The organism is Micromonospora sp. NPDC049645, from assembly GCF_040675155.1.
GTDB lineage: Bacteria > Actinomycetota > Actinomycetes > Mycobacteriales > Micromonosporaceae > Micromonospora.
This window is the reverse complement of the sequence record NZ_JBFAOI010000018.1, coordinates 71,488-91,511: the sequence shown is the minus strand read 5'-3', so window position 1 is coordinate 91,511 and position 20,024 is coordinate 71,488. Positions and strand designations below refer to the sequence as shown.

Annotated in this window: 23 protein-coding genes and 2 pseudogenes; 16 read left to right on the top strand and 9 right to left on the bottom strand. The window is 70.9% G+C overall.

All coding sequences use genetic code 11. The annotated features are described in order from the left end of the window. Positions 1-159 precede the first annotated feature (159 nt). The 3 genes from AB0J33_RS28295 (at position 160) to AB0J33_RS28285 (ending at position 3,589) form a co-directional block, all read left to right on the top strand. Complete coding sequence (locus AB0J33_RS28295; RefSeq protein ID WP_363617642.1) at positions 160-2,595, top strand: molybdopterin oxidoreductase family protein; 2,436 nt, start codon at positions 160-162, stop codon at positions 2,593-2,595. A gap of 3 nt (positions 2,596-2,598) precedes the next feature. Further along, positions 2,599-3,057: a hypothetical protein gene (locus AB0J33_RS28290; RefSeq protein WP_363617640.1), complete on the top strand. Its 459-nt coding sequence runs from the start codon at positions 2,599-2,601 to the stop codon at positions 3,055-3,057. Between the two features lie 208 nt (positions 3,058-3,265). Next, positions 3,266-3,589: a plasmid stabilization protein gene (locus AB0J33_RS28285; RefSeq protein ID WP_363617638.1), complete on the top strand. Its 324-nt coding sequence runs from the start codon at positions 3,266-3,268 to the stop codon at positions 3,587-3,589. A 23-nt stretch (positions 3,590-3,612) separates the two neighbouring features. Here the strand turns inward: AB0J33_RS28285 and AB0J33_RS28280 are convergent, their stop codons facing one another. Then, positions 3,613-4,074 carry an HNH endonuclease gene (locus tag AB0J33_RS28280; RefSeq protein WP_363617636.1) on the bottom strand — a complete coding sequence of 154 codons (462 nt, stop codon included), beginning with the start codon at positions 4,072-4,074 and terminating at the stop codon, positions 3,613-3,615. 41 nt (positions 4,075-4,115) lie between these two features. On the opposite strand from AB0J33_RS28280, the gene AB0J33_RS28275 reads away from it, so the two are divergent. After that, positions 4,116-4,685, top strand: a complete 570-nt coding sequence (locus AB0J33_RS28275; protein ID WP_363617634.1) for a GNAT family N-acetyltransferase — start codon at positions 4,116-4,118, stop codon at positions 4,683-4,685. 37 nt (positions 4,686-4,722) lie between these two features. On the opposite strand, the gene AB0J33_RS28270 is transcribed toward AB0J33_RS28275, so the two are convergent. Beyond that, positions 4,723-5,463: an SDR family oxidoreductase gene (locus AB0J33_RS28270; protein ID WP_363617632.1), complete on the bottom strand. Its 741-nt coding sequence runs from the start codon at positions 5,461-5,463 to the stop codon at positions 4,723-4,725. Between the two features lie 132 nt (positions 5,464-5,595). Here AB0J33_RS28270 and AB0J33_RS28265 point away from each other — a divergent pair, with 132 nt between their 5' ends. Then, the gene (locus tag AB0J33_RS28265; RefSeq protein WP_363617630.1) at positions 5,596-6,078 is read left to right on the top strand and encodes an Rrf2 family transcriptional regulator; all 483 of its coding nucleotides are present in this window, start codon (positions 5,596-5,598) and stop codon (positions 6,076-6,078) included. Positions 6,079-6,113: 35 nt separating this feature from the next. Here AB0J33_RS28265 and AB0J33_RS28260 read toward each other — a convergent pair whose 3' ends face one another. Next, entirely contained in the window at positions 6,114-7,667 is a 1,554-nt protein-coding gene (locus tag AB0J33_RS28260) for a glycosyltransferase family 39 protein (RefSeq protein ID WP_363617629.1), read from the bottom strand. 122 nt (positions 7,668-7,789) lie between these two features. Between AB0J33_RS28260 and AB0J33_RS28255 the strand changes: the two genes are divergently transcribed. The 3 genes from AB0J33_RS28255 (at position 7,790) to AB0J33_RS28245 (ending at position 10,110) form a co-directional block, all read left to right on the top strand. Continuing rightward, positions 7,790-8,821 (top strand): aldo/keto reductase, encoded by a 1,032-nt coding sequence (locus AB0J33_RS28255; protein ID WP_363617628.1) that lies wholly within the window; start codon positions 7,790-7,792, stop codon positions 8,819-8,821. Continuing rightward, positions 8,818-9,324, top strand: coding sequence for a DUF664 domain-containing protein (locus AB0J33_RS28250; protein WP_363617626.1), 507 nt, complete (start codon positions 8,818-8,820; stop codon positions 9,322-9,324). The genes AB0J33_RS28255 and AB0J33_RS28250 overlap by 4 nt, the downstream gene beginning before the upstream one ends. 195 nt (positions 9,325-9,519) lie before the next feature. Continuing rightward, on the top strand, positions 9,520-10,110 hold the full coding sequence (locus tag AB0J33_RS28245) for a GNAT family N-acetyltransferase (protein WP_363617624.1): 591 nt from the start codon (positions 9,520-9,522) through the stop codon (positions 10,108-10,110). 93 nt (positions 10,111-10,203) lie between these two features. Here the strand turns inward: AB0J33_RS28245 and AB0J33_RS28240 are convergent, their stop codons facing one another. The 4 genes and pseudogenes from AB0J33_RS28240 to AB0J33_RS28225 form a co-directional block, all read right to left on the bottom strand. Then, positions 10,204-11,061 carry a hypothetical protein gene (locus AB0J33_RS28240; RefSeq protein ID WP_363617622.1) on the bottom strand — a complete coding sequence of 286 codons (858 nt, stop codon included), beginning with the start codon at positions 11,059-11,061 and terminating at the stop codon, positions 10,204-10,206. 46 nt (positions 11,062-11,107) lie between these two features. Next, a complete protein-coding gene (locus AB0J33_RS28235; RefSeq protein ID WP_363617620.1) occupies positions 11,108-12,277 on the bottom strand; it encodes a hypothetical protein in 1,170 nt (389 codons plus the stop codon). 194 nt (positions 12,278-12,471) lie between these two features. Continuing rightward, a complete protein-coding gene (locus tag AB0J33_RS28230) occupies positions 12,472-12,717 on the bottom strand; it encodes a flavin reductase (RefSeq protein ID WP_363617618.1) in 246 nt (81 codons plus the stop codon). A gap of 70 nt (positions 12,718-12,787) precedes the next feature. Next, positions 12,788-12,997 (bottom strand): annotated as a pseudogene (locus tag AB0J33_RS28225) (hypothetical protein); the annotation flags it as partial. Positions 12,998-13,133: 136 nt separating this feature from the next. Between AB0J33_RS28225 and AB0J33_RS28220 the strand changes: the two are divergent. Together AB0J33_RS28220 and AB0J33_RS28215 are read left to right on the top strand one after the other, a co-directional pair. Beyond that, positions 13,134-13,900, top strand: a pseudogene (locus tag AB0J33_RS28220) (DUF5753 domain-containing protein). After that, complete coding sequence (locus tag AB0J33_RS28215) at positions 13,891-14,082, top strand: DUF397 domain-containing protein (RefSeq protein WP_363617616.1); 192 nt, start codon at positions 13,891-13,893, stop codon at positions 14,080-14,082. Before AB0J33_RS28220 ends, AB0J33_RS28215 begins: the two are co-directional and overlap by 10 nt. Positions 14,083-14,185: 103 nt before the next feature. On the opposite strand, the gene AB0J33_RS28210 is transcribed toward AB0J33_RS28215, so the two are convergent. Further along, positions 14,186-15,418, bottom strand: a complete 1,233-nt coding sequence (locus AB0J33_RS28210) for an MFS transporter (RefSeq protein ID WP_363617614.1) — start codon at positions 15,416-15,418, stop codon at positions 14,186-14,188. A gap of 68 nt (positions 15,419-15,486) precedes the next feature. On the opposite strand from AB0J33_RS28210, the gene AB0J33_RS28205 reads away from it, so the two are divergent. The 4 genes from AB0J33_RS28205 (at position 15,487) to AB0J33_RS28190 (ending at position 17,705) form a co-directional block, all read left to right on the top strand. Then, a complete protein-coding gene (locus tag AB0J33_RS28205) occupies positions 15,487-16,002 on the top strand; it encodes a MarR family transcriptional regulator (RefSeq protein ID WP_363617612.1) in 516 nt (171 codons plus the stop codon). A 112-nt stretch (positions 16,003-16,114) separates the two neighbouring features. Next, complete coding sequence (locus tag AB0J33_RS28200; RefSeq protein WP_363617610.1) at positions 16,115-16,591, top strand: MarR family winged helix-turn-helix transcriptional regulator; 477 nt, start codon at positions 16,115-16,117, stop codon at positions 16,589-16,591. Between the two features lie 76 nt (positions 16,592-16,667). Continuing rightward, entirely contained in the window at positions 16,668-17,081 is a 414-nt protein-coding gene (locus AB0J33_RS28195; protein WP_363617608.1) for a DUF6069 family protein, read from the top strand. 390 nt (positions 17,082-17,471) lie between these two features. Next, positions 17,472-17,705 carry a hypothetical protein gene (locus tag AB0J33_RS28190; RefSeq protein ID WP_363617606.1) on the top strand — a complete coding sequence of 78 codons (234 nt, stop codon included), beginning with the start codon at positions 17,472-17,474 and terminating at the stop codon, positions 17,703-17,705. An 11-nt stretch (positions 17,706-17,716) separates the two neighbouring features. Here AB0J33_RS28190 and AB0J33_RS28185 read toward each other — a convergent pair whose 3' ends face one another. Then, complete coding sequence (locus AB0J33_RS28185) at positions 17,717-18,637, bottom strand: RNA polymerase subunit sigma-70 (protein ID WP_363617604.1); 921 nt, start codon at positions 18,635-18,637, stop codon at positions 17,717-17,719. A gap of 137 nt (positions 18,638-18,774) precedes the next feature. Between AB0J33_RS28185 and AB0J33_RS28180 the strand changes: the two genes are divergently transcribed. Then, a complete protein-coding gene (locus AB0J33_RS28180) occupies positions 18,775-19,491 on the top strand; it encodes a DUF899 family protein (protein WP_363617602.1) in 717 nt (238 codons plus the stop codon). Next, positions 19,452-20,012 carry a hypothetical protein gene (locus tag AB0J33_RS28175; RefSeq protein WP_363617660.1) on the top strand — a complete coding sequence of 187 codons (561 nt, stop codon included), beginning with the start codon at positions 19,452-19,454 and terminating at the stop codon, positions 20,010-20,012. Before AB0J33_RS28180 ends, AB0J33_RS28175 begins: the two co-directional genes overlap by 40 nt. Positions 20,013-20,024: the final 12 nt, after the last annotated feature.

Below are 20,024 nucleotides of genomic sequence, written 5' to 3'. Positions count from 1 at the left end.
AAAGGTGGGATGCGAGATCAGCGCCTGTGCCGCCGGTGGCACAGCCACTGAAGAACAATGTCGTTCTTACTGAAGTTCACATGTCGTTCAACAGCAGGCATGACGGACGGGATTCGGGAGAAATGATCCCGAGCAGACGGGGCGCAGAGGGAGGGCATCGTGGTGGACCGGATCGCCGACCCGTGGGGTGAGCGGACCCCGTACGGGCCAGGGCAGGAGTGGCCGGTGCGGGTGGACCGGTACCTGGCCGACGGCCGAGCCGATGCCGACGTGGACCGGTGGGTGCAGTCGGCGTCGGTGCTGCACTCCAACGGCGACGCGCTGGACATCGCGGTAGCCGACGGACGGATCGTCGGGGTGCGCGGTCGGGCCGTGGACCGGATCAACCGGGGCCGGGTCGACCCGAAGGACCTGTACGGCTGGCAGGCCAACCACAGCCCGGACCGGTTGACCCGGCCGCTCATCCGCGACGGTGACCGCCTGGTCGAGTCGGACTGGGACACCGCGATGGGGCGCATCGTGGCCCGGTCGAAGGAACTCCTCGACGGGCCGGGTGGGTGGGGCCACTTCGGCTTCTACACCACCGGGCAACTGTTCCTGGAGGAGTACTACACGCTGGGTGTGATCGGTAAGGCCGGTCTGGGCACGCCGCACATGGACGGCAACACCCGGCTCTGCACGGCGACCGCGGCGGCGGCGATGAAGGCGAGCTTCGGCACCGACGGGCAGCCGGGCTCGTACACCGATGTGGACCACTGCGACGCGATCGCGCTGTGGGGTCACAACGTGGCCGAGACCCAGACGGTGCTGTGGATGCGGATGCTGGACCGGCGACGCGGCCCCAATCCGCCGGCGATGCTGGCGGTGGACCCGCGCGCCACCCCGGTCGCCCGGGAGGCCGATCTGCACCTGGCGGTGCGTAACGGCACCAACGTGGCCCTGATGAACGGCCTGCTGCGGGAGATCGTCCGGCGCGGCTGGTACGACCACGACTACGTCGAGGCGCACACCGTTGGTTTCGACGAACTGTGCCGGATCGTCGACGGCTATCCGGCCCGTCGGGTCGCCGACATCTGCGACGTGCCGGCGGCCGATGTGGAGCGCGCGGCAGAACTGCTCGGCACCTCGCAGGGCTTGCTATCGACCGTACTGCAGGGCTTCTACCAGTCGAACCAGGCCACCGCCGCCGCCTGCGCCGTCAACAACCTGCACCTGATCCGCGGCATGATCGGCCGGCCCGGGGCGGGGATCTACCAGATGAACGGTCAGCCGACCGCCCAGAACAACCGGGAGACCGGTGCCGACGGCGACCTGCCCGGCCTGCGCAACTGGGCCAACACCGCCCACGTCGAGGAGTTGGCGCGGCTGTGGAACGTGGACGTGGACACCATTCCGCACTGGGCGCCGCCGACGCACGCCATGCAGATCTTCCGGTACGCCGAACAGGGCTCGATCAAACTCCTGTGGATCTCCGCTACCAACCCGGCCGTCTCCCTGCCGGAGCTGCACCGAATCCGGCAGATCCTGAGCAGGCCGGAGCTGTTCGTGGTGGTCCAGGATCTCTTCCTCACCGAGACCGCCGAGCTGGCCGATGTCGTGCTGCCCGCCGCCACCTGGGGCGAGAAGACCGGCACGTTCACCAGCGTCGACCGGACGGTGCACATCTCCGACAAGGCCGTCGACCCACCCGGGGAGGCCCGACCCGACCTGGACATCTTCCTCGACTACGCCCGTCGGATGGACTTCCGCGACCGCGACGGTCAACCACTGATCGACTGGAGCGGGCCGGAGGAGGTGTTCGAGGCGTGGAAGGAGTGTTCGCGGGGCCGGCCGTGCGACTACACCGGCATCACCTACGAGAAGCTGCGTGGCGGTTCCGGCATTCAGTGGCCCTGCACGGACGAGCACCCGGACGGGACCGAACGCCTCTACACCGACGGAAGATTCCACACCGACCCGGACTACTGCGAGACGTACGGCCAGGACCTGGCCACCGGGGCGGAGTTCACCGGGGCGGAATACCGGGCGAAGGAACCAAACGGACGGGCGTTCCTGCACAGCGTCGACTACCAACCCTCACCCGAGGTGCCCGACGACGAACATCCGCTGTTGCTCACCACCGGGCGCACCGTCTACCAGTTCCACACCCGTACGAAGACCGGCCGCGCCCCGCAACTCAACCAGGCGGCACCGGATGTGTGGGTGGAGCTCAACCCCGCAGACGCGGCCCGGTTCGGCGTCGTCGAGGGTGACCTGGTCGGTGTCTCCTCGGCGCGCGGCTCCATCCAGGCCCGCGCCCGGCTGTGCGGTATCCGCCCCGGCGTCGTCTTCCTGCCCTTCCACTACGGCTACTTCGACCAGGACCCCGCCGACCGCACGGCGCGGGCGGCGAACGAGCTGACCATCACCGCCTGGGACCCGGTGTCCAAGCAACCCCTCTTCAAGGTCGCCGCCGTCGCCGTGACGAAACTCGCCGACGGGCGGGGCGTACCCTCGCCGGCGCCGACCGTCGGCGGCAGCGCCCCACCGCCGGACGCTGACGTGCCGCCCACCGTTGGCGGGCCGGCAGCCGAGGCCACCAGCGGGAAGGAGTGAGCCGTGCACCTCGCCCACTACCTCGGTCTCCTGCACCGCGCGCAGGTCAACCTGGCCGACGCGTTCCGGCAGGTCGCCGCCGCGCACGCCGAGGAGCCGGACATCGAGCACCTCTGCCAGCAGCAGGCGCGGCGCTGCGACGCACACGCCGAACAGCTGTACCCGTTCGTGGGCCGGTACGCCGAGGAGGCCCCCGACGAACCCGACCGGCTGCACTCGCAACTGTTCACCGGCACCCGCACCGGCGGTATCGGCCTGCTGCGGGACCTCCAGGACCTCTACCTGATGGCAGCCGAGTGCGACATCACCTGGACCGTGCTCGGGCAGGCCGCCTACGGCGCCCGCGACGAGGAACTGCTCGCGGTGGTGCGGCGCTGCGAAGGTGACACGGCGATCCAGCTCAAGTGGCTGCGGACCCGGATGAAGGCCGCCGCGCCCCAGGCGCTCGTCGTCGCCGACTGACAGCCCGACTGTTCGGGCTGAGGGGGACGGCTAGACCTGCTCACGACGCCGGCACGGCGACCGGTGCCCGCTCCGGCCTGTTTGGTGGGTTCCGGAAGTGGGCACCGTCCCCTGCGCGAGACACGACCGAAGCGGCGCGACGTCCGAGCAGGAATCGGGCGGCCGTCGGTGACTGTTGTCAGCCCGCCCCTGTCGAAGGAGGAATCCGATGCCCACGGGATCGAGCCCGAAGCGGGAAAGGCAGTACGAGCACATCAAGGACAGCGCGCAGAAGCGCGGCGTACCCACCGGGCGGGCGAAGGAGATCGCCGCCCGCACCGTCAACAAGGAACGGGCCCGCTCCGGCGAGGCGCGTACCGCGAGTCGTTCCTCGCTGAACGACGTGTCCTCGGGCCACCGCGGCGGTAAGCGCTCGCACACCGGCGCGCAGGGCCGCACCAAGGAACAGCTGTACAACGAGGCGAAGAAGCGCGGGATCAAGGGCCGCTCGTCGATGTCGAAGGCGGAGCTGGAGAAGGCGCTGTCGCACTGACGACGGGGCCCGGGGTGCCGGGGCTACGAGCGGCCGTACGCCGCGCGGGCCCTGGCCACCTCGGCTGCCTCACGCTCACGCCACCGGCGCTGAGTCTCCCGGTTGCACGTCCGGCAGACCCGGCGGTAGCGGCCGGTCGCCGGGTCGAGTTCCCGGTCGTGGCCGTTGCGGCACCGTGCCGACTGGGATCGGTTGCGGCAGGCTTCGGTCCGGCTGACCTGGCGCAGATGCGTCGGCTCAATGCAGTCGGGGGCGCCGCAGGTCTGGTCGACGTCGAGGGTGGGGTCGTACCCGCCGACGAGGACGACGTACGCGGCGATGTGCGCCCACGCGCGACCGGCGACTTTCTGATGCACGCCGCGCCGCCGCCCGTAGCCTTCGACGACCAGGCAGCCGTTCTCGGTGCGGTGTGAGCGCTCCAGTAGATGGGCGCGCAGCGACTGCTCGGTGTGGTAGCGGGACAGACCCTTCACGGTCGACAGCACGGTGTCACCGTACCCACCTGTCGTGTCCCTACGATCATTTGATGCTCCGGCCGACCTTTCCGATCCGCACCGCACGCCTCGCCCTGCGTCCGGTCACCATCGACGACCTCGACGACGTGTACGCGTTTCAGCGCCGGCCCGACGTGGTGCGCTGGATGCTCGGCGCCGAGCCGCGTACCCGTGCGCAGTCGCGGGCGTCGGTGCTCGCCATGGCAAGTGAGGACGCGTGGCGCGCGGAGGGTGACTGCCTGACGCTGGCGGTGGTCACCGACGCCGGGGTGATCGGCGTCGTGGAGCTGGTGTGGCGCGACGAGCGGGCCCGTACCGCCGAACTCGGATACGTGTTCCATCCCGATCACGGTGGTCGCGGCCTGGCCACCGAGGCCGCCACGGCCCTTGTGGAGTGGGGGTTCGACGGGGCGGGGCTGCACCGGATCTACGCCCGTTGTCATGCCCGCAACGAGGCGTCCGCGCGGTTGATGGCCCGGCTCGGGATGCGCCAGGAGGCTCACCACGTCGAGAGCTACCTGTTCGACGGGAGGTGGGCCGACCAGCTCGTCTTCGCCATCCTCGCCCGGGAGTGGCGCTCCGCCCGCACGCCGCCGTCCTGAACGACTGCCACGGCGGCGTGCGGGTCGGGTCGACGTCTCAGCCCTGCCGGCCGAGCCACTCCCGGTACGCGGTGGGGGCGATGACGGCGTCGCCGGAGGCGGTGAGGACGTCGCCGGTGACGGCGGCGAACATGCCGGCGGTGTCGTCGATGGTGACGGTGCGCTGGTCACCACGGGCGGCGAGGGTGATCCGTCCCAGCTCGTCGAGGGTGAAGACGTCGGGCCCGGCGACGTTGCGGACGCCCTGTAGCGGCGCACCCATGCTGACCTCGGCGACGGCCTGCGCCACGTCGGCGGCGGCCATGGGCTGCACCGGCGTGCGGGGCAGGCGCACGGTGGTGCCGTCGGCCGTCCAGGAGAGGATCGCGTCGACGAACTCGAAGAACTGGGTGACGCGGACGATCGAGTACGGGACGGGACCGGCCTTGAGGATGTCCTCCTGGAGGACCTTGGCGCGGTAGTAGTCCAGGTCGGGGACCTGGTCGACGCCGACGATGGAGAGCACCACCGCGTGGCCGACGCCCGCGTGCGCGGCGGCGGCCAACAGGTTGTCCATCGTCGTCTGGAAGAAGGCGGGAGAGGCGTCGTCGAAGGTCGGCGAGTTCGTCAGGTTGACGACGACCTCGGCGCCCACGAGCGCCTCGGACAGGCCCTGCCCGGTGAGGAGGTCGACCCCGGTGGACGGCGAGAGTGGCGTCGCCTCGTGTCCCGCGGCCTGGAGGATCTTGACGACCTGTGACCCGATGAGGCCGGTCCCGCCCAGTACGGCGATCTTCATGCTCGTGCACCTTCCCGTGACTATGTGGTCCTTTGTCCGCCTGTCGAGGCGTCGCCAAACTCGGACCTCTTCTATCCGGGAACTATACTCGGACACAATTAATCCGAGTAGCGGGGTGACTAGGGTGACGTCATGAAGATGTCCGGCGGGGTCGAGTGGGCGCTGCACTGCTGCGTCGTGCTCACGGCCAGCAACACGCCCGTCCCGGCGGCCAAGCTTGCGGAACTGCACGACGTCTCCAGCAGCTACCTCGCCAAGCAGCTCCAGGCCCTCGCCCGCGCCGACCTGATCCACTCCGTGCAGGGCAAATCAGGCGGGTACGTGCTGACCCGCGCCCCGGAGAGCATCACCCTGCTCGACGTGGTCCGGGCCGTCGATGGTCCCGGCCCGACCTTCGTCTGTACGGAGATCCGTCAGCGCGGCCCCTTCGCGACCCCGGCCGACGCCTGCACCACGCCCTGCCCGGTCGCCCGCGCGATGTGGGCCGCGGAGGACGCCTGGCGCCAGGCCCTCGCCGCGGTCACGATCGCCGACCTCGCCCGCGACGTCGACACCAACTCCGGCCCCGAAGCCCTGGCCGGCATCCAGACCTGGCTGACCGGCGGAGCCGGCTGAAACCTGGCGGACCGGCGGAGCCGGCTGGGGCACGGTCAGCCGGTGTGGCGTACCTCGGTGTCCCAGATCTGCGCCCACGGACGCCGCAGCCCCCGGCACACGTAGATCGGGCCACCGTTCTCGTCGTTGTCCACCTCGACCCGCTGATCCACCCGCCCGGCGAGCGTGCACTGCTCGAACCAGGTGGTCAGCCGGTCGGGGCGCTCCCAACCCACGGCGACGACCACGTCGGCGTCGGCCGGCGGGCGGCCGAAGTCGACCATGCTGTTGTGCCCGGAGTACGCGCGGGGCAGGTCGCGGGCCGGACCGTATCGGGCCAGCGCGCCGGCCTCGCCGTAGTTGCCGGTCAGCACCACGGCTCGTGAGCGCTCCTGCGGCGGCAAGCCGCGATGGACGGCGGCGACCGAGTCGGCGAACGCCGGCCAGCCGATCGTCTCGCCGGCGTCGTAGTTGACGTCGACCACGAAACCGGGCAACCGGTCGGCCGGCAGCACCGGCAGCAGCAACACGACGTTGGGCAGCAGGAACGGCAGCACGCCCAGCGCGAGCAACCCCCGACGCCACCACAGCGACCCGCGCGAGGCCCACGCGACGGTCACCGTCGCGCCGGCGGCGGTGAGGACCAGCAGCAGCGGCGCGTCGTAGTAACCCTTGCCGCCGGCGATCAGCACGATGCCGACCACCACCAGCCACGCCCAGCCCACCGCCCGGTAGTTCCGCCACGCCGGTCGGCGCAGCAACGCGACGAGCCCGGCGATCCAGATCGGTACGGCGTACGGGCTGATGATGACGAACTGGAGGGTGAACGCGTCGAGCCGGCCACTGTAGGAGCTGTCCCCGTCGGAGATGGACGCCGCCACGCCGAGCTGCGGAAAGCCGTGCGACGCCTGCCAGATCAGGTTCGGTGCGGCCAGCAGCACGGTGATCCCGGCGGCGGTGAGCACCCACCGGTCGCGCAGCAGCCGACGGGGCCCGGCGATGAGCACCCCGGCGACCAGGCCCACCGCCAGCAGCGCCGGCAGCAGCTTGCTGAGCATGCCCACGCCGAGTGCCAGCCCGATGCCCAACGCCCAACGGCTGTCACCGGTGCGCAGCAACCGCACCGCACACCACGCCGCCACCAGCCAGACCAGCAGGTCGACGGTGGTGGTGCTGAGCAGGTGCCCGCTGGCGAGCACGATGCCGGACAGCGCGGCGAGCACCGCCGCGAGAATCTGCGCGCCCCGGCCGGCGCCCAGCTCCCGGGCGATCGCGGCGACCACCAGCACCGCGCCGCCGGCCAGCACCGCCGACGGGGTCCGCAGCACCACCAGGTTGCCCGGGGCGATCGCGTCGAGCAGCCGGGCAAGCGCCGGGACCAGCGGGCCCTGATCGACGTAGCCCCAGTCGAGATGTCGACCGGCGAGCAGGAAGTACAGCTCGTCACGGTGATAGCCGTACCGGTTGGCGAGCAGCAGCAGTGTCACGGTGGTGGCGGCGGCCACCAGCCACGGGCCGCGGGTGCGCGTGCCGGGCTCCGGTGGCTGCCCCGGCGGTGGCGACGGGGTGGGCTGGTGAGGGCGGTCGATGCCGATCGCGGGCTCGCTCACCCGCTCATGATGACCGGTGGCGTCGCCGCGCGGGTGCCCGTGCTGCCGTTCGGCACTGTCCCGTACGCGGGTGTCGGGACGAGTGCGAAGATCAGCTTTGTCACTCGGACCGAAAGGACGATATGCGTTACCGCAATCTGGGCACCACCGGCACGGTGGTGTCGACTCTCTGTCTGGGCACGATGACCTTCGGCGACGAGACCGACGAGGCCGGCAGCTTCGCCCAACTGGACCGGTTCGTCGAGGCCGGTGGCACCTTCATCGACACCGCCGACGTCTACTCGATCGGTGTCTCCGAGACCATCATCGGGCGCTGGCTGCGCAGCCGCCCCGACCTGCGTGACCGCCTGGTGATCGCCACCAAGGGGCGGTTCCCGATGGGCCCGGGTGCGAACGACGCCGGCCTGTCCCGGGTGCACCTCACCCGCGCCCTGGACGCCAGCCTGCGGCGGCTCGGCGTCGAGGCCGTCGACCTGTACCAGGCGCACGCCTGGGATCCGCTGACCCCGCTGCCGGAGACGCTGCGGTTCTTCGACGACGCGGTCAGCGCCGGAAAGATCCGCTACGCGGGGGTCAGCAACTTCACCGGCTGGCAGTTGCAGAAGGCCGCCCTGCTCACCCAACACCTCAACCTCACCCCGATCGTGACCCTGCAACCGCAGTACAACCTGCTGGCCCGGGAGATCGAGTTCGAGTTGGTGCCGGTCTGCGAGAACGAGGGCATCGGCATCCTGCCGTGGTCGCCGCTGGGTGGCGGCTGGCTGACCGGCAAGTACCAGCGCGACAGCACGCCCACCGGTGCGACGAGGCTCGGCGAGAACCCGCAGCGCGGCGTCGAGGCGTACGCGGGTCGCAACGCCGAGGAGCGCACCTGGCGGGTGCTCGACGTGGTTCGCCAGATCGCCTCGGACCGGGGCGTTTCCATGTCGGCGGTGGCGTTGGCCTGGCTGGCGGCCCGACCGGCGGTCACCTCGGTGATCCTCGGCGCGCGTACCACCGAGCAGCTCGACGACAACCTGACCGCCGCCGACCTGGTCCTCGACGCCGAGCAGATGCGGCTGTTGGACGAGGCGAGCGCCCCACCGGTGGGCGACTACCCGTACGGCGGGGCCGGTGTCCGGCAGCGCGGCCGCCATCTGCCGAGCGCGTCATGATCGCTTTCCCGGAGCCCACCGCTCCGGCCGGTAGCCGAACCGAGGTCTTCCTGCGCTACCTGGACTACTTCCGGGAATCCGTGGTGGCCAAGGTGTCGGCGCTGAACGAGTCGGAGTTGCGGCGCAGCCGGCTGCCGTCCGGGTGGACCCCGCTGGAGTTGCTCACGCACCTGCGCCACGTCGAGTTGCGCTGGATCGAGTGGGGGTTCCAGGGGCGACAGGTCGCCGAGCCGTGGGGTGACCGCCGCGAGGACCGCTGGTACGTAGCCCCGGACGAGACCCGCGCGGATCTGGTGGCGGCGCTGCGGGCGCAGGGCGCGCACACCACGGCCGTGGTGACGGCGCACGACCTGGCCGAGATCGGTGCGCCGGGCCCGCGGTGGAATGGCGCGGACCCGGCGTCGCTGGAGCGGGTGCTGTTCCACCTGGTGCAGGAGTACGCCCGCCACCTGGGCCACCTCGACGTGGTCGCCGAACTCGCCGGCGGCCCGACCGGGGAGTGAGGCCGTGGCCTGCGGCGACAGTGCCCTGTCGTGGGCGTATGGGTGTCTGGTTCGGGGCCTGTAGAGCTGCCCCATGGGTGGGGCGGGGCGCTGGCGCGACGACCCGAATTTGCCCTTGCCCCAGCTTTGGGGCAGCTCGACAGGGCCCGTGGGATGGATGGGTGCCGCCGGTGCCGTCGGCTCGACAATGGCCGGATGCCGCTGCTCGTCGTGCCCGCTCTGCCCGCCGGCAGCCTCGCCGCCCAGGAGCAACCCCACCTTTCGGTACGCCCTGGGCTGGCACTGCGGCCGTGGCGCGACGACGACGCCCCGGCTGTACAGGCCGCCTTCGACTGTCCGGCGATCCAGCGGTGGCACGTTCGCCGTCTGGACTCCGACGACGAGGCGCGGGCGTGGACGGGGCAGTGGGCGGGCCGTTGGCGGGCCGAGACGGCCGCCAGTTGGGCGATCGTCGACGCCGACGACCGGCCGGTGGGTCAGGTGGGTTTGCGGGGCGTGCTGCTGGACGAGGCGTCGGCGCAGCTGTCGTACTGGGTGGTGCCGGCGGCGCGTGGTCGGGGGATCGCCACCGAGTCGCTGCTCGCCCTGACCCGGTGGAGCTTCACCCGGGGCGGGTTGCACCGGCTGGCTTTGGAGCACTCGACCGCGAACGCGGCGTCCTGCCGGGTGGCGGCGCGGGCCGGCTTCAGCGAGGAGGGTGTGGCCCGCGCGTCGGTGCGCCACGCTGACGGCTGGCACGACATGCACCTGCACGCACGGCTGCGCACCGACGGCCCGATCCGATAAGTGGGCCGGGCGACAGCCCGGTCTACTCGATGCCGGTGGCGACCAGGCCGCCGACGCCCGCGACCATCACGGCGGTCAGCGCCTCGGCGACTGTCAGTAGGGGCAGGTGCGCTTGTCGCGGAGCATCTGCGCGTACTCGGCGCCGGTGATGCGGAGCCGGGCGGCCTTGCTGCCATCCTTGGCCCGACAGTCGTGGATCGGGCTCAGGTAGACCGAGGAGTAGGCCGTTTCGTCCGCGCGTCCGGTCACCTCGAACGGCTTGTCGCCGGGTGCCGAGACCACCATCGTCTGGCGTCTTCCGTCGGCGAGGTAATCCAACTCCAGTCGCCATCGGCAGTGCTGTTTCGCGCTCAGCGCGCGTACCTGAATGACGTTCTTCTCGCCCCGGGGCAGGGTGATCTTGTGGGTGGCGAAGAAGGGGTCGCCGCCGTCCTGGCCGTCCGGCTCCTCGACGAGCATGCGGGGGTTCGGTCGATCCACGTGTGTCACGAGGACGATCTTCTGGGAGTCGCCCTGGGACTCGTTGGGCTCCCGGATACCGGTGAGCGGGGGGCGGCAGGGCTCGACCAGGACAGGCCGCAGGTCGACGGCCTCGACGGCCTCCTCCCGGGTGCCGACGAGGGTGATCTCCCAGGTGCTCCGTTCGATGTCGACCGCGCCGGCCTCGACGGTCGGATCCTTCGGGCGCGCGGCATCCAGCCGCGCCAGGTCGGCGCCGGCGGGGTAGACGTAGCCGAGCGCACCCTCCTGCGGGTAGGGGACGTGCGTCACGTCGAGGACCACGAGTGGCCCCCGGCCGGCCAACTGCTCGGCCAGCTCGTTCGCCGGCTTCCACTCGTTCATCATCCCGAGGACGACGGCGCCGAGCCAGGTGCCGACGGCGCCGAGCACGATCGTCAGCAGCCAGGTGACGGGGCGTTTCCACCAGGCGACGGGCGCGGGCTGCGACACCGGGGCCTGGGCCCGAGTGGGAGCCTTACGGCGGCGCGGGCGTCTGTCACGTGGGCTCATGAACGGGCGTCTCCTGCGTATCGGTGGACGTGTCGGTGTCGAGGAGCCGGCGGGCCAGCAGCACGGGCAGGGCGACCAGCCAACCCCAGGCCGCGCCGAAGCGCATCGCGGAGGTCAACTGGGTGCTCAGGGACTCCCAGGGAGCGCACCCGGTGGCGGAGTCGGTGACCGCGCAGTCGACGAGGACGTCGGACGTCGCGATCAGCGCGGACGCCGCGATCGTGACACCCCAGCAGACGACGACGAGCCCGAGGCCGTGCCCGGAACTCGGCAGGCCGGCGAGCAGCGCCCGGAGCAGGAGCCACAGCACCAGCAGCACGGCGAGGGCGAGCACCGACCGGTGCACCCACACGTCCATCGACAGCGGGTTCGGGTCGGCCTCGTGGGTCAGTCGGTACTCCACGTCGTCGCGGACCCGTGGCGGCGGGGACAGGGCGGGGCGGTAGAGGAATTCCTTGAGCAGTCCGAGGAGACCTCTGCCCGAATAGCTGTCCCACACGGCTTGGGTGCCGTTGACCAACATGAGCACCAACACCGGAAGGACGCCGGCCAGGGCAAGGTTCGCGCTACGACCCCGCCGGTCGCCGACCAGCGGTACGGGGGCTGCCGGCTCGGTCTCGTCGACAGCGTCGGTGTCCTCGCCTTCGTCGGCGTCCTCGCCCTCGTCGGCGTCGGCGGACAGCCGGTCCCTGAGCAGCAGCGCCAGACTGGCGCCACCGACCAGACTCGTGTTCATCGCCGCCACGAAGAAGCCGAGAAAGAGGGCGTCGGACGTCCAACCCGTCAGCGTCAGGTGCGCGCTGGCGAGGAGCGTGGAGTGGTCCAGCGCCTCGTCGGCGTACCAGCCGGCGGGGGCGGTGTGGACGCGAACCACGAAGGTGGCCCACCAGAGCAGGTCGCCGATCGCCGTGGCGGCGAGAGCCGCGGCCGCACCGGCCATCGCCGCGACGAACGGGTGCGTTCGCCGGGTGACCAGCCCGCAGGCCAGGTACGTCGACACCGCGATCAGCAGGATCACGGCCCAACGGGCCGGCTGTGTCGCCGCGTCCATCACGGGGGCGATCGTGGAATCGAGGGGGGCGAAGAAGAGCAGCCCCTTCGCGGCGAGCGTCGGAAGGTCGACGACGGTCCGGGTGACGGTGACCGGCTCCGTCATGGCGCGCACCTTGGCGGTGACCACGAAATACAGCACGATGGGGAGCGCCGTCGAGAGCACAGCGACGAATATCCTGAGTGGTCGGCTCATCCGGCCGGCCGCAACCCGAGGCGAATCGTCACGCCGTCAGTCTCTCGCATCACGCTGCGTCGGATAAACCCGTCAATGCCCCCTCGGGGGTTGCCGACGACGCATCAGCGGGTCTGCGCCCAGCCGACGAAACGCGGGGTCAGGTCGGGTAGCGCACTGTCCGGGTTGAGCTTGGTGAGATCGGCGCTGGCCTCCTCCTGGAGCTTCGCCAGGTGTGTCAACAGGCCCGGCCGATCACCGCGGTACTGGCCGAGGAGACGCAGTTTCGCGGCCGAGCACGGCCACAGGATGCCGCAGACCGGGCAGCGCCACGACGGGCGCAGTGCAGTGTGGTTCGGACGTTCGGGCATCAGGCGACCCCCACGGACGCGCACCGCCGGATCGGTGGGGCGCGGCGCGGCGGGCCCGAGCCTGCACCTGCACGCCGTCGCGCTGCACGAACAACTCGCGCCGTGCGACGGCTTCGCCCTTCCGGTCGAGTTCGTAGGCGTCGAGCCAGAGCCAACCGTCGTAGGTGTACCGGTCGGGCAGCTCACGGATGACCCGTACGACGATCGGCTTCCTGAATTGAACGCTCGCGGCGGTGGTCAGCAGGACCACGTCCCCGGCTCTGAGCGTGCCGCCGGTCACTTTCGTACCTCGTCCTGCACAGCTTCCTCCTCGTCGCAGCGCCAGTTACACCGCACTTTGCCGGGGGTTGCTGGACAAACACACAGCGTTACGTAATCTCTTCAGGGCACCCGATTTGTGCCAGGGGAGGGACGAGATGAACCACGCCTTTGTCGCGGCGCTGGCTGCGGCGGGTCACACCGCCGAGAGCCTCGCGGGCCAGCTCGGCGTGCATCCGAAGACCGTCGCCAGGTGGGCGAACCCGGGCACATTCCACAGAGCCGGCACCGTGCGACCGTCGCGGGGCTGCTGGCGAAGGACGCCGACGCACTGTGGCCGGACGTCGTCCGGCGCCGTGAACCCGTGTGGTTCCGGCCCTGGGTCGACCTCGAACGCGAGGCGGTGACACTGCGGTCGTTCGAGTTGACGTGGGTGCCTGGACTGTTGCAGACCGAGGCGTACGCGCGGGCGACCCTGGCCGGCGGCGTGCTGTCGCCGGAGGCGGTCGCCGAATTCGCCGAGGCGCGGATCAACCGGCAGGCGATTCTCGGGCGCAGCGGCGGGCCACTGCTGATCGCCGTGCTCGACGAGGGGGTGCTGAGGCGACGTGTCGGCGACGACCGGGCGCTGATGGCAGCGCAACTGGCCCGTCTGGTCGGCCACACCGAGACGGGCACCATCCAGCTGCACATCGTCCCGGCGGAGGCGCCCAGCTACCCCGGGCTCGACGGACCGTTCACCATCGCGGACATGCCGGACGGGTCCCGGGTCGCGCACGTCGACAGCGCGGCACAGGCGCAGATTCTCGATCAAACGTCGGACCTTGTTAGCCTGGAACGACGGTGGGAGCGTATTCGCGGAGAGGCCCTGCCCCGAGGGCGTTCCTTGGAACTTCTCAGAGAAGCGGCGGCATCATGGACATGACCGGTGCGCGGTGGCGGACGAGCACGAGAAGCGGCGGCAACGGCGGCAACTGCGTCGAGGTTGCCGACAACCTTCCGGGCGTGGTCCTTGTTCGTGACTCCAAGGACCGCGACGGCGCAACGTTGACGTTCAGTCCGCAGTCGTGGCGTGGCTTCGTCGCGATGACACGCGCCGCCCGCTGACCGACCAGATCGCACGGAGGCTCCCGGTGCTGGTCGGGGGCCTCTCGCGTGGGCCGGTCCCGGACGCCCCTGGCGTTCCGCCGGTGGCCGTGCACCGATCCGATCAGCGGACGCCGGCCGGTTCGGCCGGTTGCGGTTGTGGGGCCGCCGGCCAGGCGAGGCGGCGTACGCCGGGGACGAGCGCGGTGCCCGCGCAGGCGGCGAGGACCAGCAGCCCGGCGACGGCCAGCGGAACGGGTGCGCCGAACGCGTCGGCGGCCAGCGGCGCCAGCGCGTAGCCCAGCGGCATGGCAGCCAGGGACACCAGCCAGTCGTACGAGGTGACCCGGGCCAGAACCTCGGGCGGAAAGTGGTGCTGCACGACGGTCTCCCACACCGGGTTGAGGTAACCGAGGGCGGTCAGCGCCACGGCGTACGCGGCGATCACCGCCGGGGCGGGCGCGGCGACGGCAAGCAGGAACAGCGGTGCGGCGTAGCAGGCCAGGCCGAGGTTGGCCAGCAGCACCGGACGGTGCAGCCGGACCCGCCCGGCCAGCAGCGAACCGGCGAGCATCCCGATCGCGCCGGCCTGCAAAAACAGCACCCAGGTGGTCTCGCCGCCGAGGCGGTCGATGGCGACGGCCGGCCCGAGGGTCATCAGCACAGCCGCCGCGCCGTTCCACACGCCGTGCCCGAGCAGGCTGGTCCAGAACCAGTCGCGGGCGCGTACCTCGCCGAAGCCGTGTCGCAGGTCGGCGAGGACGGAACGGCGGGGCACGGGCACGTGGCGGACCCGTACCAGCGCGAGCAGCGCGGCGCTGAGCGCGAACGACGCGCCGTCCAGAATGAACGCCCAGCCGGGCCCGGCGGCCCAGATCAGCGCGCCGGCCAGCGCCGGTCCGGCGAGGCGGCTGGCGTTGGCGGTGACCCCCATCAGGGCGTTGGCCCGCTGCCGGCCGGCCGGGTCGACGGTGCCGGCGACCAGCGGCGACGCGGTCGGAATGGCGAACGCCGAGGCGGTGCCGCCCAGCGCCGACGCCACGACGACGGTGGTCAGCGACGGGTCACCGCCGAGGAGTTCCACTCCGACCGCGAGCTGGGTCACGCAGCGGACCAGGTCAGCGAGCAGGGCGACGCGGCGGGCGTCGAATCGGTCGGCCAGGACACCACCGAGTGGCAGCAGGAGCAGCCGGGGGACGACCGCCGCGGCCAGGACCACGGCCAGCGCTCCGGTGGAGCCGGTGGCCCGCAGCACGGCCAGGGCCGACGCGGCGGGCACCACCGCGTCGCCGAGGGCGGAGATGGTGCGGCCCAGGAACAGCAGCCGGAAGGAGCGGTCGCGCAGTGGATGAGCCATGACCGCAATATACTTTGACGTCGAACATTTCGGCAATGAATATTTCGCCACTGATGTAAGCTGGCGCGGTGACGACCACTCCGGACGCCGTCGACCAGCACATCGAGCGTTGGCTGCCCGTGGTGCCCGACCTCGACGCCGACGTCGAGGGGGCGGTGACCAGGATGATCCGGCTGACCCGGCACCTGCGGGCGGTCAAGGAGCGGGTCCTGGTCGATCTCGACCTGCCGGCACACGAGTACGACACCCTGCACGCCCTGGCCGGCCGCCGTGGCCGAGCCGCGCCCTCGGATCTCGCTGCGGATCTCGCGATGGCCCCCGCCTCGATCACGGCACGGGTGGACGCGCTGCTGCGGCGGGGGTTCGTGCGCCGGATTCCGTCAACAGTCGACCGGCGGCGGGTTGATGTGGAACTCACCGAGGCGGGTCACGCCGCGTGGCGCGGAGCGATGGAGGTCCAGGGCGCGGAGGAGCACCGCCTGCTCGGCGCGCTCACCGCGACCGAGCGGCGGCACCTCTCCGACCTGCTGCGCCGGGTGCTGCTCGTCGCCGAGCAGCCGCGGCGCACGCCGCAGGCCGACTGAGCGGATCTGATCGACGAGCGGCTGCTCACCCGCGAGCACGGCATCTACCAGCGGCTCTGATCGTCCGCGTCGCGAACCGTCTCGTCGCGGAGGATCTTGCTAGCCTCGGCGCATGACCTCCTGCACGCCCACGGACGGCCCACCCGACCTGTTGTTCCTTCTCTCCTGGGCGAGTCACGCGTTGCAGACCGAACACGCCGCAGGGCTGGCCGAGTTGGGCATCTCGCCGCGGGCGCACTACGTGCTGGCGCAGGCCCACACCGGTGACCTGACCCAGCGCGAAATCGGCGAGCGGTGCGGTGTGGACAAGACCACGATGGTGGTGACCCTCGACCAGTTGGAACGGGCCGGGCTGGCCGAGCGCCGTCCGGTGCCCACCGACCGGCGGGCCCGGCTGGTGGCGGTCACGCCAGCGGGGGAGCAGGTCCTGCGGCAGGCACAACAGGTGGTCCGGCGCATCCAGGACGACCTGCTCGCGACCCTGCCGGACCAGGACCGGGAGGCGTTCCTGCGGGCGCTCCTGGCATTGGTGAACGGGCCGCTGGCCAACACCTCCCCGTACGCGCCGGGCAGTCGATCCAACTGTTAGTTCCGACAAAGATAGTTCCGAACAAGACTATCTGTTACGGTCGTACTCGTTCGCTTCCCCTGAACGAGGAGCCGTCATGAGTGCTGCCACCGTCACGACCCGCGACACCTCATCGCTGCGCCGCCGCGCCCTCGGCGTTGCCGCCGCCGTGGTGGCGCCCCTGATCATCTGGTCGATCGGCGCTGTCGCCGGAGTCGACTACACCATCGAGAGCCCGGGGCAGCCCGCTACCGTCATCGGCGCCGGAGCGATCGCCGTCATCGCGCTGGCGTCCGCCCTGCTCGGTTGGGCGGCGCTGGCGCTGCTGGAGCGGTTCGCCACCCGCGTCGCCCGACCGGTCTGGATCTCGCTGGCCATCGTCGTGACGGTGCTGTCCTTCGTCCCCGTGTTCAGCGTCGAGGCCACCGGCGGCGCCAAACTCGCCCTCGGCGCGACGCACGTGGCCGTGGCGGTCGCGTTGATCGCCCTGCTGCCCCGCCCGCGCCGGTAGGCGGCACGCCGGTATTTCCCCCGCCCACCTCATGTCGCGCTGACCACGGGGTGGGCGAAACCCTCGGGAGTTGATGCGCCGAGGTTGCTAACATCGCCGTCATGGCACGAGGTATCTGGTCGCAGAAGGTCCGCTCCGCCCGCTGACGGCGGCGCCCTTCCTCTGCTGAGTTCGCGCTCGCCGTCCCGGTTCCGGCCGGGCGGCCGTTAGCTGCTGCCCGGCTCCATCGCGAGCTGCGGAGCACCGTTGAACCTCATCCCGAACCCCGAACCCATGTCCCGGCCCGTCGAGGCCGGCAGCGCGCACGTACGCGCCACCGACGTCACCGTGACCCGCGGGCACGTCGAGTCCTGACCGACGTCTCGGTCACCGTCTCCGCCCGGTCGCGGCATGACGACGCTGCTGCACGTCCTCGCCGGGCTGATCACGCCGGACGACGGCACCGTGCAGCGGGCGGGCACGATCGGTCTGGCCCGCCAGGAACTGCCCGCCCGCGACGGCGCGACGGTCGGCACCCTCACGTCCGAGGCGCTGACCGAGGGCGATCCGAGCGCCGAGGACCGCTACGCCCAAGCCCGAGCCCGGCGATCTCACTACCAGCGCAGACTCGGCCGCTTAGCTTGAGACTTACTCGTCTAGGGCTCGAGCGTGACGGGCATGCTGAAGGCGGCGACGTGACGGGCACCGATGAAGGCGTTGCTCTCTACGATTTTCCCGTTCTCGATCCGGAGTACGTCGACGACCAGCGCCTCATAGTGCGGGCTGCCGGGCCGGCGGAGATAGTTGATCAGTGCCGGGCGCCCGTTGGCCGAGGTGGGGAAGGTACGCCAGTCGAGCGGTCGGCCGAGGAACTCCGCGGCCGCGTCGATCCCGACGACCGGCGGCTCGGGCGGCATCGTGATCCGTACGTCCTCGGCGAGCAGTGCCCGGACCGTATCCGGGTCCTTCGCGTTGGCGTAGCGGCGCAGGATCTCTTCGTCCTCGCTGGTGAGCTGCGGGCGGCGCCAGTCCTGTGGGTCCGACGGAGCGCGCCGCCGGAGGGTGTGGCGGGCCCGCTGGAGGAGGCTGTTGACGGCCGCTACTGCGGTGTCGAGCGCGCCGGCGATCTCCTGCGGCGTCCAGCCGTAGACGTCGCGCAGCACGAAGGCCGCCCGCTGCCGCGGCGGCAGGTACATAAGCGCTGCGATCAGGGCCAGCTCGACGGTCTCCCGGGCGGCGAGACCGGTCTGCGGATCGTCGGCCAACAGGGCGTCTGGATAGGGACCGAGCTCGGTGGACCACTCCAGCGGGTCACCATACGGAACCGTCCGGTGACCGGCCGCCTTGCGGCTGTCGAGGAAGACGTTCGTGGCGATCCGGTAGAACCAGGTGCGCGCCGACGCCCGACCCTCGAAGCGGTCGCGAGCTCGCCAGGCACGCAGGAAGGCCTCCTGCACCAGGTCGTCCGCGTCGGTGACGTTCCCTGCGAGGCGGTAGCAGTGCACGTGTAGCTCGCGCCGGTGCTCGTCGAAGGCGCGCTGCAGCCAGACCGCCTGCTCGTCAGGCGAGTCGGACATGTGAACTCCCCGGGGCTGAATGGTCCTCACAACCGTACTGACGACCGCGGACCCCATCCGTCATCGGTCACCGATGACGATCGCCGACTCGGTCGTCTGTACCGGTGACCAATCCCCACACCACGATGGAGACAGCCATGACGGCAACCCCCGCGTCCAGCGCAGCCACACCCCCGGTCGTCGACCGGGAGACCTGGCTGCGCGAGCGCAACGAACTGCTGGTCCGGGAGAAGGCCCATACCCGCGAAGGAGACGCGATCGCAGCCGCTCGTCGTCAGCTGCCGATGACCTTGATGCCGACGGTGACGGTCCAGGGCCCCGGCGGGGACACCCCGCTGGTGGAGGTTTTCGAGGGCCGCCGGATGCTCATCGCCTACTTCCACATGTGGCACGACGGCAAACCGTACGGGGATCAGTGTGAGGGGTGCACCTTCTCGACCTGTCACATGCAGATGCTGGACTACCTGCATGCCCGGGACGTCACCTACGTCGTGTTCTGCCAGGGCCCCTACGACGAAAGTGCCCCGTTCGCGGAGTTCATGGGCTACCCGTTCCCCTGGTATTCGGCGAAAGACTCCGACCCGGCTCTGGCCGACGGTCGCGAATTCGGGTTCATCGCCTGCTACCTGCGCGACGGCGACCAGGTCTACGAAACCTACTGGACCACCGGGCGGGGCGTGGAGGCGTTGACGACCAGCTACCACGCCTTGGACCTCACCGTGTACGGCCGGCAAGAGAACTGGGAAAACTCACCCCAAGGTTGGCCGCGGGTCAGTGGTCACCCGTGGCGGCTCAACGGCCGCCCCACCGCCCAATGGTCACGCCCCGGCGTTACGCCGGCGGTGACGTCCTGACGCTCGAGATGATCATGCTCGGGTCGGCCGCGGTGTCGGCCTGCTGCTGCGTCGTGCCGCGGGCGGGCGCGTCCCGCAGGGCCCGGATGCTCGCGGGTGCGATGGTGGCTGTCATGGTCGCGGTGACCCTCGACGCCGCACCGGTTGTGCAGTACGCGGGCGCGCTGCTGCTCCTCGCCTTCGCGGTGGCACTCGTCACCAGCGGTCCGACCGAGCCCGGCCCGGAGGTGGAGTGGCACCGTACGGCCGGGGCCGTGCTCATGGCGCTCGCCGTGCTGATGCATCAACACGGCGGGTCGATGGCTATCCACCACATAGCCGCCGGGCCCCGGATGGACCACGGCATCGTCACCGGCCATGACGCGGCGCTCGTGTTGCTACGCGCCGCCACGGCGGCTTACCTCTGCTGGATGGCGGCCGCACTCGTCCGGCTGCGCAATCGACCGATCACGGACCTGCTCCGTTGGGAGCACCTGGCCATGGGGGCAAGCCTCGCGGCCATGGTCTTCTTCATGAGCTAGCCGAGTAAGCCA

Coding starts and splice junctions, on each gene's coding strand:
- AB0J33_RS28285 (WP_363617638.1), top strand. CDS start 3,266: ATGCCCACGGGATCGAGCCCGAAGCGGGAAAGGCAGTACGAGCACATC.
- AB0J33_RS28275 (WP_363617634.1), top strand. CDS start 4,116: ATGCTCCGGCCGACCTTTCCGATCCGCACCGCACGCCTCGCCCTGCGT.
- AB0J33_RS28270 (WP_363617632.1), bottom strand. CDS start 5,463: ATGAAGATCGCCGTACTGGGCGGGACCGGCCTCATCGGGTCACAGGTC.
- AB0J33_RS28265 (WP_363617630.1), top strand. CDS start 5,596: ATGAAGATGTCCGGCGGGGTCGAGTGGGCGCTGCACTGCTGCGTCGTG.
- AB0J33_RS28255 (WP_363617628.1), top strand. CDS start 7,790: ATGCGTTACCGCAATCTGGGCACCACCGGCACGGTGGTGTCGACTCTC.
- AB0J33_RS28250 (WP_363617626.1), top strand. CDS start 8,818: ATGATCGCTTTCCCGGAGCCCACCGCTCCGGCCGGTAGCCGAACCGAG.
- AB0J33_RS28245 (WP_363617624.1), top strand. CDS start 9,520: ATGCCGCTGCTCGTCGTGCCCGCTCTGCCCGCCGGCAGCCTCGCCGCC.
- AB0J33_RS28235 (WP_363617620.1), bottom strand. CDS start 12,277: ATGACGGAGCCGGTCACCGTCACCCGGACCGTCGTCGACCTTCCGACG.
- AB0J33_RS28230 (WP_363617618.1), bottom strand. CDS start 12,717: ATGCCCGAACGTCCGAACCACACTGCACTGCGCCCGTCGTGGCGCTGC.
- AB0J33_RS28215 (WP_363617616.1), top strand. CDS start 13,891: ATGGACATGACCGGTGCGCGGTGGCGGACGAGCACGAGAAGCGGCGGC.
- AB0J33_RS28210 (WP_363617614.1), bottom strand. CDS start 15,418: ATGGCTCATCCACTGCGCGACCGCTCCTTCCGGCTGCTGTTCCTGGGC.
- AB0J33_RS28200 (WP_363617610.1), top strand. CDS start 16,115: ATGACCTCCTGCACGCCCACGGACGGCCCACCCGACCTGTTGTTCCTT.
- AB0J33_RS28195 (WP_363617608.1), top strand. CDS start 16,668: ATGAGTGCTGCCACCGTCACGACCCGCGACACCTCATCGCTGCGCCGC.
- AB0J33_RS28190 (WP_363617606.1), top strand. CDS start 17,472: ATGACGACGCTGCTGCACGTCCTCGCCGGGCTGATCACGCCGGACGAC.
- AB0J33_RS28185 (WP_363617604.1), bottom strand. CDS start 18,637: ATGTCCGACTCGCCTGACGAGCAGGCGGTCTGGCTGCAGCGCGCCTTC.
- AB0J33_RS28180 (WP_363617602.1), top strand. CDS start 18,775: ATGACGGCAACCCCCGCGTCCAGCGCAGCCACACCCCCGGTCGTCGAC.
- AB0J33_RS28175 (WP_363617660.1), top strand. CDS start 19,452: ATGGTCACGCCCCGGCGTTACGCCGGCGGTGACGTCCTGACGCTCGAG.